Source organism: Frankia sp. CoBUL1 (assembly GCF_978021245.1).
This window is the reverse complement of sequence record NZ_CDXDOS010000055.1, coordinates 1-17,293: the sequence shown is the minus strand read 5'-3', so window position 1 is coordinate 17,293 and position 17,293 is coordinate 1. Positions and strand designations below refer to the sequence as shown.

Annotated in this window: 10 protein-coding genes; 7 read left to right on the top strand and 3 right to left on the bottom strand. The window is 72.5% G+C overall.

All coding sequences use genetic code 11. The features are described 5' to 3' along the window. Window positions 1-293 precede the first annotated feature (293 nt). The 3 genes from AC08OX_RS06825 (at window position 294) to AC08OX_RS06815 (ending at window position 9,210) form a co-directional block, all read left to right on the top strand. Window positions 294-2,960 (top strand): bifunctional FO biosynthesis protein CofGH, encoded by a 2,667-nt coding sequence (locus AC08OX_RS06825; protein ID WP_476607040.1) that lies wholly within the window; start codon window positions 294-296, stop codon window positions 2,958-2,960. A gap of 448 nt (window positions 2,961-3,408) precedes the next feature. Then, the gene (locus AC08OX_RS06820; protein ID WP_476607039.1) at window positions 3,409-4,011 is read left to right on the top strand and encodes a WhiB family transcriptional regulator; all 603 of its coding nucleotides are present in this window, start codon (window positions 3,409-3,411) and stop codon (window positions 4,009-4,011) included. Between the two features lie 27 nt (window positions 4,012-4,038). Continuing rightward, on the top strand, window positions 4,039-9,210 hold the full coding sequence (locus AC08OX_RS06815; protein ID WP_476607038.1) for a DUF5719 family protein: 5,172 nt from the start codon (window positions 4,039-4,041) through the stop codon (window positions 9,208-9,210). 139 nt (window positions 9,211-9,349) lie between these two features. Here AC08OX_RS06815 and manA read toward each other — a convergent pair whose 3' ends face one another. Then, complete coding sequence (gene manA / locus AC08OX_RS06810) at window positions 9,350-10,657, bottom strand: mannose-6-phosphate isomerase, class I (protein ID WP_476607037.1); 1,308 nt, start codon at window positions 10,655-10,657, stop codon at window positions 9,350-9,352. A 70-nt stretch (window positions 10,658-10,727) separates the two neighbouring features. Further along, on the bottom strand, window positions 10,728-11,198 hold the full coding sequence (locus AC08OX_RS06805; protein ID WP_476607036.1) for a metallopeptidase family protein: 471 nt from the start codon (window positions 11,196-11,198) through the stop codon (window positions 10,728-10,730). A 323-nt stretch (window positions 11,199-11,521) separates the two neighbouring features. On the opposite strand from AC08OX_RS06805, the gene AC08OX_RS06800 reads away from it, so the two are divergent. From AC08OX_RS06800 to AC08OX_RS06785, 4 genes are all read left to right on the top strand, one after another. Beyond that, window positions 11,522-11,887: a DUF3499 domain-containing protein gene (locus AC08OX_RS06800; protein WP_035908204.1), complete on the top strand. Its 366-nt coding sequence runs from the start codon at window positions 11,522-11,524 to the stop codon at window positions 11,885-11,887. 221 nt (window positions 11,888-12,108) lie between these two features. Next, window positions 12,109-13,467: a phosphomannomutase/phosphoglucomutase gene (locus tag AC08OX_RS06795; RefSeq protein ID WP_476607035.1), complete on the top strand. Its 1,359-nt coding sequence runs from the start codon at window positions 12,109-12,111 to the stop codon at window positions 13,465-13,467. Then, a complete protein-coding gene (locus AC08OX_RS06790) occupies window positions 13,467-13,664 on the top strand; it encodes a Trm112 family protein (protein WP_011435205.1) in 198 nt (65 codons plus the stop codon). The genes AC08OX_RS06795 and AC08OX_RS06790 overlap by 1 nt, the downstream gene beginning before the upstream one ends. Before the next feature lie 15 nt (window positions 13,665-13,679). Then, a complete protein-coding gene (locus AC08OX_RS06785; RefSeq protein ID WP_476607034.1) occupies window positions 13,680-14,822 on the top strand; it encodes an SIS domain-containing protein in 1,143 nt (380 codons plus the stop codon). A 19-nt stretch (window positions 14,823-14,841) separates the two neighbouring features. Here AC08OX_RS06785 and AC08OX_RS06780 read toward each other — a convergent pair. Continuing rightward, the coding region (locus tag AC08OX_RS06780) for a transglycosylase domain-containing protein (RefSeq protein WP_476607033.1) at window positions 14,842-17,293 on the bottom strand (2,452 nt) is incomplete at its 5' end.

Genomic DNA, 17,293 nt, shown 5'->3' with positions numbered 1-17,293 from the left:
TCCGACGTCGCCGGCGCCGGCCGGCGAGCCGACCGGACGCAGGCTCTGGTCGAGACGCTGGCCTCGCGCCGGCGGACGAATATGTTGATCGGCACGCTCGACCGACTGCGCAGACCCGCCACCGGGTGGCGTGCGGCCGGCCGCGTGACCCCCTGACTCCGGGTCGACCGGGTCTCCTGCCGAACCGCTCAGTACCGTTTCGACACCGCATCCCTTCGATCCCGATGGCCACCGACCGGACCGGTTCGCCTGCCGGGCGCCGGGGCGCCGCCGGAGAATCAGAGGAATTCATGATGAGTACGGCGGCGACATCCAGCGGTGCCGAATCCAGCGGTGCCGAATCCAGTTCCCCACCGTCCCCGTCGGCGCTACGCCGGGCGCTGCGCCGGGCCCGGGACGGCGCCACGCTCGACGTGGTGGAGGCCAGCATTCTGCTGGCCGCGCGCGGCGATGACCTCGCGGACCTGTGCCGCTCGGCGGCCCGGGTCCGCGACGCGGGTCTGGCGTCGATCGGGCGGCCGGGTGTCGTCACCTACTCGCCGAAGGTGTTCATCCCGTTGACTCGGTTGTGCCGGGACCGCTGCCACTACTGCACCTTCGCCACAGTGCCGCACCGGTTGCCCGCCCCCTACCTCACGGTGGACGAGGTGCTCGGCATCGCCCGGGCGGGCGCCGCGGCGGGCTGCGCCGAGGCGCTGTTCACGCTTGGTGATCGTCCCGAGGATCGGTGGCCGGTGGCCCGGGAATGGCTCGACGCCCACGGCTACGACTCGACGCTGGGTTACCTGCGTGCCGTCGCGATCGCCGTGCTGGAGGAGACCGGTCTGCTTCCGCACCTCAACCCGGGTGTGCTGAGCTGGGTGGAACTCGCCCGGCTCAAGCCGGTGGCCCCGTCGATGGGGATGATGCTGGAGACGACCGCGACCCGCCTGTGGTCGGAGCCGGGCGGGGCGCACTACGGATCACCCGACAAGGACCCGGCCGTCCGCCTGCGGGTCCTCACCGACGCCGGGCGGCTGTCGATCCCGTTCACGACCGGCCTGCTGCTCGGCATCGGGGAGACCCGGACGGAGCGGGCAGAGACGATCTTCGAGCTTCGAGGTCTGGCCCGCCGCTATGGGTCGATCCAGGAGGTGATCGTCCAGAATTTCCGCGCCAAGGACGACACCGCGATGCGCTCCGCGCCCGACGTCGGTGCCGAGGAGTTGGCCGCGGCCGTTGCGGTCACCCGGCTGGTGCTGGGCCCCACGATGCGGGTGCAGGCTCCGCCGAACCTCGTTGACACCGTGGAGTGCGCCCTGCTGCTTTCGGCCGGCATCGACGACTGGGGCGGCGTCTCCCCGGTCACCCCCGACCACGTCAACCCCGAGCGGCCCTGGCCGGACCTGGACGTCCTGGGGGCCGTGACGGCGCAGGCCGGGTTCACGCTGCGGCCCCGGCTCACCGTCTACCCCTCCCATCTCGGTGAACCGTGGATCGACCCGCGCCTGGCCGGACACGTCGGGGCGTTGGCCGGCGTGGACGGCCTGCTCGCCGACGGCGTGCTCCCGGCCGGCCGCCCCTGGCAGGAGCCCGACGGCGGACTCGCTGATACCGGCCGCACCGATCTGCACGCCGCGGTCGACACGGTCGGGCGCCGCAGCGAGAAACGGGCGGACTTCGACACGGTCTACGGTGACTGGGAGTCGCTTCGGGCACAGGTCAGCGCGGCCGGGACGGGGGCCGACGGAGTCGTCGGCACGGGCAGCCGGGCCATCGCGAGCCGGGCCGGCGCGGCTGCCGGTGCCGGTGCCATGCGGCGGATCGACCCCGACACGCTCGCCGCCCTGCGCCACGCCGGGTCCGATCCGGCCGGGATCACCGACGCCGAGGCGCTGACCCTGTTCGGCGCGGACGGCGCCGCCCTGGAGGAGCTCTGCGCGCTCGCGGACGGATTGCGCCGCGACGTCGTGGGCGAGGACGTCACCTACGTCGTCAACCGCAATATCAACTTCACCAATGTCTGCTACACCGGATGCCGATTCTGCGCGTTCGCGCAACGCCGTGGGGACGCCGACGCCTACACGCTGTCCCTGGACGAGGTGGGCAGCCGGGCAGCGCAGGCCTGGGCGGTCGGCGCGACCGAGGTCTGCGTCCAGGGCGGGATCCATCCCGATCTACCGGGCGCCGCGTACTTCGATCTTGCCCGTGAGATCAAGCGGCAGGCGCCGGGGTTGCATCTGCACGCCTACTCGCCGATGGAGGTTCTCAACGGCGTCACCCGCACCGGCCTGTCGATCGGCGACTGGCTCACCGCGGCCCGTGAGGCCGGCGTCGACACGATCCCCGGCACCGCGGCGGAGATCCTCGACGACGATGTCCGTTGGGTGCTGACGAAGGGCAAGCTGCCCGCGGCGAGCTGGGTCGAGGTGGTGACCACCGCGCACCGGGTCGGCCTGCGCTCCTCGGCCACGATGATGTACGGGCACGTGGACACCCCCGCACACTGGGTGGCCCATCTGCGCCTGCTACGGCGCATCCAGGACTCCACCGGCGGCTTCACCGAGTTCGTGGCCCTCCCCTTCGTCCATCACAGCTCGCCGATCTACCTGGCCGGTGTCGCCCGTCCCGGCCCCACCCGTCAGGAGAACCGGGCTGTGCACGCAATGGCGCGCATTCTGCTGCACGGTTCGATCGACAACATCCAGTGCTCCTGGGTCAAGCTCGGGGTGGAGGGCTGTCGGGCCGTGCTCACCGGTGGGGCGAACGACATCGGCGGCACGCTGATGGAGGAGACGATCAGTCGGATGGCCGGCTCGCAGCACGGCTCGCGGCGCTCCGTGGCCGAACTTGAGGAGGTGGCCGCGGGGGCGGGTCGTCCCGCTCGGCAACGCACCACCACGTATGGCCGGATCCCTGACGAGCGCTTTCGCGCTGCCCGGGGCCGCACCGTCCGGGCCATGCTGCCGGTGGTGTCCTGACACCCGCCAAGTTCTGATCACTAAAAACTACTCTCCGTAGTCGAATAGGCTGGGGTTGCCGGGTCTGGCGGCTGATCGGTATGCGCCTGCGGCGGTTGCCCGAGCTCAGACCTGCCCTTTTAGGGGTTTATGCCCTTTAGATCTAGGCGGGATAATGCCGTTGCCGCGACCCATCTGATCGCGCAGAGTGACGGAAAGGAAGGTTGCGTGGACCCTCGGCGACAGGCTGTAGTGACTGTGAGCTATGGTCTCATCGCTGGTTGTAGAAGATGTTGCGACGGTGGGGTTGACGCGATCGAGTCTGGAGCGTGTAATTACCGGCGTGTCATTCCCCCCGCTGGCGGGGTTCGTGCGGTAGTGCGTCGCCTGACCGGTGCGGAAACTAGTCACCTGCGCGCCGGCGCCCAGGGGTGGCCGACCGCACCGCGACGGGTCTGGAGGAGTCCACATGGAGCACGCCGACGCGGGCGTCCACACTGTCCTCGCGGACGTCGAGCGTCCCGCTGAGCATGACCCGTTCGCTGATCACCCTGAGCGGGTGCTCACCGAACGGCACACCCGGGCCACATCCGAAACGGTCCCGCGGGCGCGGGTGCCGGCCACGGCCGCTCCCGTCCTCCCCGAGTTGACCGGTCGGTCCGTCGCCGAGGACACCGACCTCGTCGAGGACATCCAGGACGACTCCGTCGAGGACATCGACGATGTCGACGAGGCCGATGTCGACGAGGCCGACGAGGCGGAGACCGAGGACTTGGAGGATCTTGGTGGATCGGCCGGGAGGTCCGCCCTCGCCCAGGTGATCGATCTGGGGATGGGGGACCTTCTCGGCGAGGCGATGGAGTGGCAGGAACGTGCGCTGTGCGCGCAGACCGATCCCGAGGCGTTCTTCCCGGAGAAGGGCGGCTCGACCCGCGAGGCCAAGCGCATCTGCTCGGGCTGTGAGGTCCGGGCCGAGTGCCTGGAGTACGCGCTGGAGAACGACGAGCGGTTCGGGATCTGGGGCGGCATGTCCGAGCGGGAGAGACGCAAGCAGCGACGCCGAGCGGTCTGAGCCCGACCGGTGACCGGCGGTCGGCGCATGACGGGCGATCCGGGCAGGTCACAGGCGGCCACGGTCGCCGCGGTGACCGTGGCCGATGATGCGGGGCCGCCGGTCGTCGCGGTCTGCGTGCTCGGTCGAGGGCGTGGTGGACCCGACGTCGCCGCCCAGGTCCGGGCCGCCCTGCGTGCCCAGACCAGACCGCCGGACCGGGTCGTCGAGGTGCGGCTCGGTGGCGGGGGATGCGTTCCCCGGCAACGCGCGTCTCCCCTGGACGGGGACAGTCGCCTCCCGTCCGCCGACCATCCCGTCGACCCGGGCACCGACGGCGCGGATGCTCAGGCCGGTGACCCGGTCGCCGAGCCCCTTGTCGTAGAGGTGCCGTCCGCCACACCGTTCGGCGCCGCCGTAGCCGTGGGGCTGGCTCGGCTGGGGAACCCACCGGAGCACGGGTTCGTCTGGCTCCTCGACGACACCGCGATCCCCGCCCCGGGCGCATTGCACACCCTGCTGGCCTACGCCCGGCTGGACCGGGGCGCCGCCGTCCTCGGCCCCAAACTGCTCGCCCGCGCTCCGGAATCCGCCCCGCCCGCCGAAGCGGGCGGTTCTGCTGGATCGACAGGTGCGCGGTCCCGGCCGGTGACGAGACCCCGGGTGGTCGAAGCCGGGGTGAGCGTTGACCGGGCCGGGCAACGGCATCCCGGAATTCGCCCGGACCATGATGATCATGTCCAGTGTGACGGGGTACGTGACGTCCTCGCCGTCGCGTGTTCGGGTATGCTCGTGCGGGCGGTGGTCTGGCGACTGCTGGGTGGACTCGACCCCGAGCTCGATGGTGGTCATGACATCGATCTCGGCTGGCGGGTGGCCCGTGCCGGCCTACGGGTCGTCGTCGTCCCGTCGGCCACGGTGACCGTGACCTCGGCCTCAGCCTTTTCCGGGGGGCCGGCCTTCCCCAGGGCATCGGCCGACCGTGCGGGGGCTCTACGGGTCCGGCTGGCGAACACGGCGACGGTGCTGTTTCCGGCGATGGTGGTCGCCCTGCTCGTCGGAACGGTCGTGCGCACCCTCGGCCTGCCCCTGCGCGGCCGACCCCGGGCGGCGCTCGCCGAGCTCACGCTCGCCGGTACCGTGCTGGGGCGGCCACGGCAGCTGCGCCGGATGCGTCGGCGCGCCGCCCGCACGTGGGCGGTGCCGCATCGGGCCGTCCGCCCGTTGTTCCCGGCCCGCCTGCCGTGGCGGCGCGGAGCCGGCGCCGATGATCTCCTTGATCGGGCCGGAGCCGCCGAAGACGTCGCCGACACCACCTTGGTGGTCACCGGGCCCAGGCCGGATGTGCACCCGCGCCGGCAGGCCTGGCCGCCGACGACCCTGGCGGCCCTGCTGGGTGCCGTCGGGCTCCTGGCCATGCGGGGGATGCCGGCGGACATGCTCGGCGGGGGCCTGCCGCTCCCGGCCGGCAGCCGGAACCTGTGGTCGGCCGTGTGGTCTGGATGGGCGGGGGCGCCCGATGAACCTCTGAGTGGTCCTGGGCCGGCACCCCCTTTCACCGCGCTGCTCGCCGCGGCAGCCACTCTGCTGGGGGGGAGGCCGGCGCCGGCTGCTTGGATCCTGCTGGCGGCAGGCCCGGCGCTCGCGGGCCTGAGTGCCTACCGGGCCCTCGCCCGGCTGGGACCACATCCGGTCGCCCGGTTCGGGCTCGCCGCCGGCTACGGGTTGAACCCGGTGATGACCGGGTCGGTCCTCGCCTGCCGCACCGACACCGTGGGCGCGGTGATCGGCCTTCCCCTGGTGCTCGCCGCCGCCGCCGACGCGGTCCTGCGGGACCGGCGGGACGGCTCCGGCTTTGGCGTCGGTGGGGCGCCGGGCCGGCAGGTGTGGACGCTCGCGATCTGTCTGGTTGGGTTCATCGCCTGCGCCCCGTCGACGCTGGCCATCGCCTGGGCGGGCCTGGTCGTCGTCGCGTTCCTGACCGCGTGGTCCAGGCTGCCCGGGATGATCGTCGCTCTGCTCGCGACGATCATCCCGGTGCTTCCGGACCTGCGGGTGGATCCCGTCGCCGTCCTCACCGAATCGGCGATCACCCTGGCCCGGTTGCCCCAGTACTCCCTGGCCCTGCTGGCCGGTGCGGACAGCGGACCCAGGGCCGATGTGGCCGGCTTCGTCGGTGGATGTCTGGCCTGGTGGTTGTTCGGCCGCCTCGCGGGCCGGGAGCGGGGCCGCCGGCGGCGCACGGCCGTGCTGGTGGTCCTTCCCGTGACGCTGTTCCTCCTCGTCGGGCCGCTGATCCTTGCCGCCCGGTTCCTGGCCGTGGACGTGGCCCGGCCCGACGACACCACAGGGGCGAACCCGGCCGGCGTCGAGGGGTCCGCCCTCGCCCACGCGGTCGCGGCCGTGACCCGCGCCGCCGGGCCGGGTGCCCGCGTCCTCGTCCTGCACCAACCGGCCTCGGCCAGAACGATCCGGTACACCCTGGCCTCCGCGTCCGGGCCGACGTTTCCCGAGGCCGGCGCCCGCACCCCGCGGCGGTCCGGCCGGTTCCTTGCCGACATGGTCGCGGACCTCGCCACCAGCGGTGGCCGGGCAGCCGGCTGGCTCCCGCTTCTGGGCGTGACATCGGTTGCTGTACCTACGGTCGACTCGGCCTCTCAGCTCGTCGCCCGACTGGACGCGACGCCGTCCTTGATCCGGGATCGTCCCCGCCCGGGGGCGATCCTCTGGCGCCCCGCCGTTGCGGCCCGTGGTGCGACGGCCTTGGGAGAGCCCGGTGGGACCGGTGCGCCGCGACCGGACGCGTCCGGGTGGGCGGGCGGACCCCTGGCCTGGGTGATGGAGTCCGATCGGGCCGATCGCCGTGAGCCGGTGGCGCGGCACTCCGCTCCCGCGGCGACGAGGCCGACAACCCGCCCGATCGGTACGGCGCCGGGTGTTCTTCCCCTCCTCTCGGCGCCGCTGCCGCCAGCGCCCTCCTCGGTACGTCGGTTGGCCTCCGGCGAGCGGTTGCCCGCCCTCGCCGCCCGGTCCGGCCCGGCACGCTGCCTGGTGCTCGCCGTACCGGCGGATGCCGGATGGCACGCGTGGCTGGAAGGCCGGCCGCTGGCTCCGTTCCGGGCGTGGGGCTGGGCAGCCGGATTCCAACTGCCGCCCGACGGCGGTCGGCTCCGCATCGACCACGACCGGACTTCACCCCACCGGGCAGTGGTGGGCCAGGCTGCGGCACTCGCCGCGCTCGTCCTGCTGGGAATCCCGGTCCTGCTGGGAATCCCGGTCATGCGGTCGCGGCGGATGGCTCCCCCGGCTGCGACGCAGCCGGGGCGGGTCGGGAAGGTCGAACGGCCGTCATACCAGCGGCCGTCATACCAGCGGCCGTCATACCAGCGGCCGTCATACCAGCGGCCGTCGTGTCACGTCGTGGTCGTTTCGCGGACGGTCGTTTCGCGGACGGTGCTGCCGCTGGCGGTCCTCGGACTGCTCGGGCTGACCGGGGCGTTCCTCGCCGGCACCGGCACCGGCACCGGCACCAGCACCGGCACCGGCACCAGCGGCACCAGCACCGGTGCCGGGAAGGGACGGATCTGGCCGCTGTCAGGCGCCATGCTGGCCTGCCCGGACCTGACGCTGGTGGCACCCGATCCGGACGGGCCGGGCGGGCGGGCCCGTTCGCTCGGCCTGGACGTGGCCGCCGGCGGTGGACCAACGGGCCGGGTGCGGGTGCCCACGGTGGGGCCCGAGGTGCCAACCAAGGGGCTTGGACTACGGATGGACGCCCGTGGTCGACGTCACCTGGATCTTCCGCGGCCCTCGGAGAGCAGCGCCGTCACCGGCGTGGCGGGCGGCCGTGGATCGATCCTGGTGACCGCCCAGGGTGCGTCCGCCGGGGGACTGTCGGCCACCGTGACGGCCCGGGACAAAGACGGCGTCGGGTCAATGGACGGCGTCGGGCCGATTCAGGCGCGTTGCGAGCCGTCCCGGGCCCGGGTCTGGTTCACCGGACCATCGACCGTGGCCGGTCGGGATCCGGTGGTGATCTGGTCGAATCTGGCAGATGAACCGGCCCGGATCAACGTGCGGGTGCTTTCCGACGGACCGGCGACGTCGCCGCAGGACATCACCGTGCCCCCGGACCACGCGGTGATCCGGCGACTCGCCTCCCTCGCACCGGAGGCCACCGCGACCGCGCTCGACGTCCAGGTGCGCTCCGGCCGGGTTCTCACCTGGGTCGCGGACCGGCCCAGCGCGGGGCGTACGGACTCGGTGCCGGGGACGGACCGGGCGGGGCGCGCGGATCCGGTGAGCCTTGTCCCGAGCACCTCCGCCCCGGCCCGGCGTCTCCTGCTTGGCGGGGTCGTCGTCCCGGCGGGGTCCGCGTCCTCGACGGCGCACCTGGTGCTCGCCGCACCGTTGCGGGAGGCCACGGTGCGCATCACGGTCCTCACGGGTACGGGTCGGCACACGCCGATCGGTCTGGAGGCCGTCGTCGTGCCCGCCACGGGTGCGATCACCACGCCCGTGCCGCTGCCGGCGGGCGCCGCCTCGGCGGTCCTGGTCGAATCGGCCGATGACGCACCGGTGCTCGCCGGACTGGCCGCACCGTCGGGCCGGGCGGGAGAGCGGTCGACCGGCTCGGACGGCGGATCCACCTGGGTCGGCGCCACCAGCCTTGATCCTCCGCTCGACCCACGCGGGCTCGACGCGTACGGCCAGGCGGTCGGCCTCTCCGGGCCGCCGGGGCTGGCCGCCGGGGCGGGATCCGCGCCGGACGCGGTCGTCTCCCTCCCACCGGTACCGCCCGGCGCGACCGGCGTCGTCGTGCTCGCCGCTCCGGCGGGAGCGGTCACGGCGTGGATCGACGGCGAGCTGGTACGGGTACGGCCAGGCACCGTCGCGACCGCCCGCATGCCGATCGGACGGGCCGGTGGACGGCTTGTCGCGGTCGGCGGCCCGCTGGAGGCCACCGCCGTGATCGGCCCTCCCCCCGGTACGCCGGGGGAGGGCCGGGTATCCGGGGATCCGCCCCGCGGGCCTACCCCCTCCGGCTCCTCCGGCTCCACCGGCTCCGCGTCGTCGACCGCCGCGTCGTTGACCTTCGGGATGCCCAGGCCCGTGATGCCGCGGAGCATCTCCACCGTCGTTTCGTTGTGGGGGGCGCCGAGGCTCCTCGACGCTCCGGTCTCCATCGAGGATCCCACCGTCCTGTATCAGCGCGGCTAGGCCCGTGTCCGCCGACCCTCGACCTTCGCCTCGTGGCGGGCCGGGCACCGGTCGGCGTCCTCCCAGGACGTGCGGGAGGTTCGTGACGCTTCCGGTCTTCCGGGCCGTCAGCACCCCGCCCTGTCGGTGGCGTCGCCCGTCAGCGGCCGGAAGCGGCGAGAAAGACCCGACCGGTGCCGGTGAGGGTCAACGCGGCGGATCCGGCCAGCAGGGCGGACCGGCCCCCGCGCAACTCCACCGGGGCGACGGTCGTCCCGTCGTCGGCGGTGCCGGTCACCCGGACCGCACCCTCGATGGCCAGCAGCACCATGGGCCGTCCCACGTCCAGGGCACCCCCGGTGCAGATCGCCTCGGTGAGGGCGAAGTCCCCGACGGGGACGTCCCAGCTGCGGAGCAGACCACCGGAGGAGGCCGCGAGGGTACGGGGCATGAGGATCGGTGCCGCGCTCGGAGTGGGATCGAGGATGCGTAGGAGCTCGTCGACATCGATGTGCTTGGGGGTGAGCCCGCCGCGCAGCACGTTGTCCGAGGCCGCCATGATCTCGATACCCAGGCCGGAGACGTAGGCGTGGAGCAGCCGCGCGGGCTGGAAGAGCCCCTCCCCGGGGCGCAGGGTGACGTCGTTCAGCAACAGGGCGGCCGCGATCCCGACGTCGCCCGGGTGCGCGGCCGCGAGCAGACCGATCAGATCGGCCGCCCGCGCGGCGTCATCGGCTTCGGCGTCATCGGCTTCGGCGCCGTCCACCGCGGCCCCGTCCGTCGCCGTGCCGTCCGTTTCGGCGTTGGGCGGCCCCGGCGCTGCCGCGCCGTACGGGCCGGCGGCGAGCCGGCGGGCCGTCGCTACGAGGCCGCGGACGAGGTCGCGGGCGGGTTCGCGCGGCATGGTCAGCAGGGAGCGGAGCACCTGTGCGGCGCCGCCCGAGGGATCGTCGGCCAGTGGCCGGAAGGCGGCGGTGAGGGCCGGTGAGCCCAGCCGGGCGACGATGGCGAGGGTCCGGCCGGGATCACGCACGCCGGCGAGAGCCCGAAACGGGGACAGCGCGACGATCAGTTCGGGCTTGTGATTCCGGTCACGGTAACGTCGACGTGGATCGCCCAAGCCGAGACCGGCCGCGTCGTCCGCGTCGAACCCGGCCCGGGCCTGCGCCAGGTCCGGGTGCACCTGCAGCGACAGCGCCTTCTCGGCGGCCAGCACCTTGAGCAGGAACGGCAGCGGACCGACGAGGTCGGTGGCCGGACGGCGGATGCCGTCGTCCTCGGCGAGGGCCGTCGCCACCGGATGGGTGCCGAGCCACAACTCCGCGACCGGCTCACCGGTCGCGGCCGCCCCGAGCAGGTTCGGAATCGCGCTCGGGGACCCCCAGGCGTACGACTGCGCCTGACCGTGCAGTGGCAGGACCCGGGCGCCGGATGCCGTCGCCCGAGCGGGCTCGTTCCTGGTGGTCACGGTCTCCCTCGTGGTGGGTGTCCTGCGGCCGGCCAGCCACCGCGGCTCGGCTGTTCCTCGCTGTTACTCGCTATTCCTCGTCGCCCCAGCCGTGGCCCTCCGGGTCGATCACGGCGGGGTCAACCCCCATCATCTCAGCCATCTCGTGGATGATCGCATCGAGGACGAGCTCGGCCAGGTCCTCGCTGTCGACGGCCCGCGCCTCGATCGGGCGGCGGTAGACGACGATGCGTCGCGGGGTTCCCGACCGACCCTTGCCGCTGGCCGGCTGGTAATGGGCGAGCGGGATCTCATCATCGGTCACCGCCACCGGCGGTACGTCCTCGACGGCGAACTCGACGTCCGCGAGCTCAGCGGACCACCGGTGGTCGAGATGCTCGACGGCGTCCAGGACGAGATCGTCGAAGCGGTCGCCGCGGGTGGCGTAGGCGGGCACGTCCGGCGGAAGGAGAGTGCCCCGGATGCCACGGCCGCGCCGGTCGCGCCGGCGCCGTGGCGGAATTGGCCGGGCGACTGCCGGGAACCGCTCGGGCTCGGTCACCCTGTCAGCGTAGCGTTCAAGGATGGACGGTCGTCCGTCGATCGCGGTGAACTCCGCGCCGCTTCCGGCATCGCTCGGAGTGGTGCGCCGATCCGTGGGCGCGGCAACGACGGTTCCGGTCACATCCCTGCGCTCCATCCCCCATCGCTACCAGCTCGAGGACGGTCCATGATCTCAAAATCGCTCTGGATACGTGCTGAACGAGGGATATTGTATGCGGGCCGCGATGGCATGGTCGACGCCGCGTGACGATTAGTCGTCGCGCCACGCGACACGACCCGAGGTGGTGGCCGTCGTCCGTTCCGGGGGCTACCGTCCGGAACGTGAAGCCTCGGCGCTGCTCCCGCTCGGCCTGTTCCGCAGCCGCGGTCGCCACGCTCACGTACGCCTACGCGGAATCCACGGCGGTGTTGGGTCCGCTCTCCCCGTACGTCGAACCACACTCCTACGATCTGTGCGGCACCCACGCGGATCGGCTCACCGTGCCGCTTGGCTGGGCTGTGGTCCGGCTTGAGGCCGAGGCGCCCCGTGAGGGGGGTCGTGAGGTGGCCGGGGACGATCTGGAGGCCCTCGCGGACGCCGTGCGTGAGGCGTCCCGGCGGGGAGGGCCGGAGCCCCCGCAGGGTCCGCAGGCCCCACCCCCGGGTGGCCGGCGGGGTCACCTGCGGGCCGTTCCCAGTCCGTCCTGATCCGGAGCGCTCCCACCTCTTGGCCGTCCCGGTCAGGTGATCGTCCCGATCTTCCGTTTGTCCTGGTACCGGTGGTTCGGCGCGAGTTCGCCCGGACGCGGTTCCAGCGGTGTCGGACCCGGCGGATAAGGTCAACCGAGCCGGTCGCAGTAGTGGCCGCGCGGCCGGGGGGCACCATTCACCCGGTGCCGGGGGACACCAGGGAGAAGGGGTTGGAAGGGATGCGTGACCTCTCGCGGATCTTCAAGGCGTACGACGTGCGTGGCGTGGTGCCGGCGGAGTTCGACGCCGACGTCGCCCGAGCCACCGGAGCTGCCTTCGTGCGGCTGCTCGGCGCCCCGCGGATCGTGACCGCGCACGACATGCGGGAGTCGTCGGTCCCGCTCGCCGAGGCCTTCGCGGAAGGGGCGGCCAGCCAGGGCGCGGACGTGATCGCCGCCGGGCTGGGATCCACCGATCTGCTCTACTTCGCCGCCGGTTCGCTGAACATTCCGGGTGCGATGTTCACCGCGTCGCACAACCCGGCGAAGTACAACGGCATGAAGCTCTGCCGGGCCGGCGCGGCACCCATCGGCCAGGAGACCGGGCTCGCCGACATCCGCGCGATGATCGAGGCGGGTATTCCCGCCGGTCCCGGTCGTCGCGGCACCGTGGCTCGGCGGGACCTGCTGGACTCCTACGTGCGTCATCTGCGCACCTTGGTCGACTTGGCGCAGATCCGGCCGCTGACGGTCGCCGTGGACGCGGGCAACGGCATGGGCGGGCTGACCGTCCCGGCCACCTTCACCGGGCTGCCGCTGACAGTGATCCCGCTCTACTTCGAGCTGGACGGCTCCTTCCCGAACCACGAGGCGAACCCGATCGAGCCGGCGAACCTGCGGGACCTGCAGGCCGCCGTCCGCAGCTCCGGAGCCGACATCGGCCTGGCCTTCGACGGCGACGCCGACCGCTGCTTCGTCGTCGACGAGCGGGGGGAGATTGTCCCTCCGTCGACCATCACCGCCTTGGTGGCCGATCGCGAGCTGGCCCGGGAGCCGGGGGGCACGATCATCCACAACGTCATCGTCAGCCGGGCGGTCCCCGAGCTGGTCACCGAGCGCGGGGGGGTCCCGGTCCGGACCCGCGTGGGCCACTCGTTCATCAAGGCCGAGATGGCCCGTACCGGCGCGGTTTTCGGTGGCGAGCATTCCGGTCACTTCTACTTCCGCGACTTCTGGCGAGCGGACTCCGGCATGCTCGCCGCGCTCCATGTGCTTGCCGCGTTGGGCAGCCAGGACCGGCCGCTGTCCGAGCTGCTCGGGGGGTACGCCCGTTACAGCGCGTCCGGTGAGATCAATTCCGAGATCGCGGACGCCGCGGCGGCGATGAACGTGATCGAGAAGGCGTACGCGCCGGACGCTGCCGACGCGGACCACCTGGACGGGTTGACGATCTCCTTCTCGGACGGATCCTGGTTCAACCTCCGCCCGTCCAACACCGAGCCGCTGTTGCGGCTCAATGTGGAGGGGCCCGACGACGCCACGATGCACCGGCTGCGCGACGAGATCCTCGCCCGGATCCGGAGCGGAAGGGAAGCCTGATGAGTCTCGACCCGCTGCTGTTGGAGATCCTTGTCTGCCCGTGCAGCAAGCACGGTGAGCTGCGGCCCGACGAGCTGAGCGGCGCCCCCGTGCTGGTGTGCCTCGCCTGCGACCTGGCGTTCCCGGTGCGGGACGACATCCCGGTGATGCTGCTCGACGAGGCGATCCCGTTCTCCGGCGCGTCGGCGTCGAACTGACGCCGCGGCCTCGACGTGTATCTCGACGAGGCGATCCTCGACGACACCGCCCGGATCGACGCCGGTCACGCCGGCGGTCTCCTGCCGCACATCGCCTCCGCCGCCCGCCAGGTCCGTCGCGGTGCCACCCTCGCCCAGGAGGCCGGGGTCGGTCGCCTCGCCGCCGACGGACGGCCCCGGGCGGTCGTCGTGGTGGGTGTGGGCGGCGCGGCGCTGGCCGCCGAGGTGCTCGCCGCCGTCGCCGGGCCGGCCGGCCCGGTGCCCGTCATCGGTCACCACACCTACGGCCTGCCGGGCTGGGTGGGGGTGGCCGACGTCGTCCTCGCGGTGTCGGCGTCCGGTACCTCCGCGGAGACCTGTTCGGCGGTGGAGGAGGCGAACCGGCGCGGCGCGCGGGTGGCCGTGGTCGCCCCTGCCGACACCCCCCTGGCCTACCTGGCCGGGGTGACCGGTGCGCCCCTCGTCGTGACCTCGGCGGAGCGGCCCGCTCGTGCCGTCCTGTGGTCGTTGTCGCTGCCACTGATCATCGTCGCCCGGGCCCTGGGTATCGCGCGGGTGGCGGACGAGGCGATCGAGGCGGCCGCCGTCCGCCTCGAGGACGTCGCGACCCGTTGCCGTTCGTCCAGCGAGTCGTTCGTCAATCCGGCGAAGACGCTCGCGCTCGAGCTGGCCGGTACGTTGCCGCTCATCTGGGGAACCTCACCGGTGACGAACGTGGTGGCCGAACGTGCCGTCACCCAGCTCGCGACGAGCGCGAAGTATCCGGCCATCGCCGGGGCGCTGCCGCATCCCGCCCGCCACCAGGTCGCGCTGTTCGACGGTGCCTTCGGGGCTGGTCTCGCGGCGGCTGGCGACCCGGCGCGCGACGACCTCGACGACTTCTTCCGCGACCGCGCCGAGGAGGACGAGTCGATCCGGCTCCGCCTGGTCCTGCTGCGCGATCCCGACGTCGAACGTCCGGATGTCGCCCAGCAGGCCGAGGCGGCGGTGGCGGCCGAGCGAGGCGTCGGCGTCACTGAACTGCGCGCCGACGGCGGCGGGCCGTTGGAACGGCTCGCCTCACTCATCGGCCTGTTCGACTACACGGCCGTTTATCTCGCCTTGGCGCTCGGGGTCGATCCCGTGCAGGTACCCGCCGCCCACGACCTCAGGCGCTGACAGACCGCCGGAAGGCTGGCTAGTGGGCGGCAGGCTGATCCCCTCTGCCGGATCCCGGTTCGGCGCCGTTCTGGGGTTGCTGCGGCTGTCCCTGGTTCTGCCCGCTCTGGTCCGTGCCAGGGAAGATCTGCTGACCCAGGTTCTGCAACAGGTCGCCGAGGCCCTGACCGGGTGCCGGCGCTGGCGCTGGCGGGGTGTTCTGCAGGCTGCCCTTGGTGCCGCGCGCGACGGTTGGAGCGGCGCCGGGCAACGGGACTACCGGCTGGTTGGCCAGGGCGGCCCGCATCGACTTGCTCCAGATGATCGCGGGCAGGTCGCCGCCGAAGACACGGGGCCAGGTCCGGCCGTCGGCGACGACGCCCCGCAGCGGGTGGCTCTCCGCACCCACGGGATCGCCGACGGCTACCGCTGCGGTGATCTGCGGGGTAAAGCCGACATACCAGGCGGCAGAGAACTCGTCGGTGGTGCCGGTCTTGCCCGCCGAGGGGCGGTCGATGGCCGCCTTGGTCCCGGTCCCGTGGAGCGGGACGCCGGCGAGCACGCTGGTCACGGTGTCGGCGACACCCTTGGCGAGTACCTGTTCGCACTGCGGCGGCTGGGCGATGTCGATCGGGTCGTGGCTGGAGTCGACGGCCCCGGTGGCGAAGCGGGGCGTGCAGCGCACCCCGCCGCCGGCGATCGTCGCGTAGGCGTCGGCCATCTGCAACGGGGAAACGTACATGTACTGGCCGCCACCGATGGCGGTGGCCCCGTCGGTGGAGCCGATCTTGTCCGCCTTCGGCGGTGTGACGCCTAGGCGTTTGGCCATCTCCAGGACCGCCGGGATGCCGGTCTTCTCCGCGAGCTGCACGTAGAAGGTGTTCACTGAGTCCCAGGTGCCCTTGGGGATGTCGTAGATGCCGGCCTCGGCGGGATCGGAGTTCGAGAAACCCCTGGGGCAGTCGTCCTCACCGCGGTCCAACGGGAACTTCTTGCTCTCGTAGCAGGCCGGGGAGTAGAAGGCCGTCGAGGTGCCGTAGCCCTGTTCGAGCGCGGCGGCGAGCACGAAGGTCTTGAACGTCGACCCGGGCTGGAAGGTGGCGTTGGTCGGTAGCGGCACCACCGTCTGGTTGGCGGCTGTGTTCGAGCCGTACACCCGGTTCACTGCCATGGCGAGGATGTTGCCGGTACCGGGCTGGATGACGACCTCGGTCGCCGACACCCGGTTGCTCGGCGATATGGTCGAGTTGACGGCGTCCTGCGCCGCCTGCTGCACTAGTGGGTCGAGAGTGGTCCTGATGACCAGGCCGCCCTCGTAGATGCGTCGGTTGCGTTTCTCCAGGGTGGAACCGAGCGCCGGGCTCGCCCGCAGCTGGGAGCGCACGTAGTCGCAGAAGAACGGCGCCGACGACGTCTCGCAGGAGTCCGCGGCTGGCGGCGGGGCTTTCACGACGTTCAGCGGCAGCTGCTTCGCCGCCTCCGCCTGGGTGGTGGAGACGTACCCCTCGCCGGCCATCTTGTCCAGCACGGTGTTGCGCCGGGCCAGCGCGGCCTCCGGGTGAGCTGCGGGGTTGTACCGGGACGGACTCTGCACGAGCCCGGCTAGCAGCGCTGCCTGTTCGAAGGTGGCCTGGGAGATGGGCACCCCGAAGTAGTGCTCGGCGGCGGTGCCGATCCCGTACGCGCCGTCACCGAAATACGCGATGTTGAGGTAGCGCTCCAGGATTTCGTCCTTGGAGAACCGCTTCTCGATGTCCAGGGCGTACCGGAGCTCCTGGATCTTGCGGTCCAGGGAGTCCCCGGCCACGACCTCTCGCTCCCGCGTGGTGCGGGCGTTCTGCAGCAGCACGTTCTTGACGTACTGCTGAGTCAGCGTCGAACCGCCCTGAGCGACTCCGCCGGCCTCGCTGTTGCGCAGCGCGGCGCGGAAGACGCCCTGTGGGTCGACGCCGCCGTGCTTGTAGAAGCGGGCGTCCTCGATCGAGACGATCGCCTCGCGCATGATCTTCGGGATCTCGTTGCCGGGCACGACGATGCGGTTCTCGGCCCCGCGCAACGCGGCAATCACGGATCCGTCGGCGGCCAGAATCGTCGAACTCTGCGGCAACGGAGGTGTGACGAGCTCGGCGGGCAGCCCGAGGAAGTGGTCCGCGCTTTCCTTGGCGAACAGGCCGACCGCACCGACGAACGGCAGGGACAACAACGAGACGACCAGCCCCAGAACGATCGCCGTCAGCCCCATCTTCTTCAGGACCCGACGCCGGTTCACGGGCGGACGGGGGGTGAGCGGCCTACCCGCTCCACCGGCCCCGGCCCCGGCCGCGCTGGCCCCGGCCACGCCGGCTGCGGCCGGACCGTCGCCCGTGCCGCCGGGGGAGCGACGCGCGGAAGCGCCGTCGTCCGCATAGGTGACGCCGCTCGTCACGTTGCCCGGCCTGGCGGATCGGGACGGCCTGGCGGATCGGGGCGATGCGGCGGATCGGGGCGGGGCG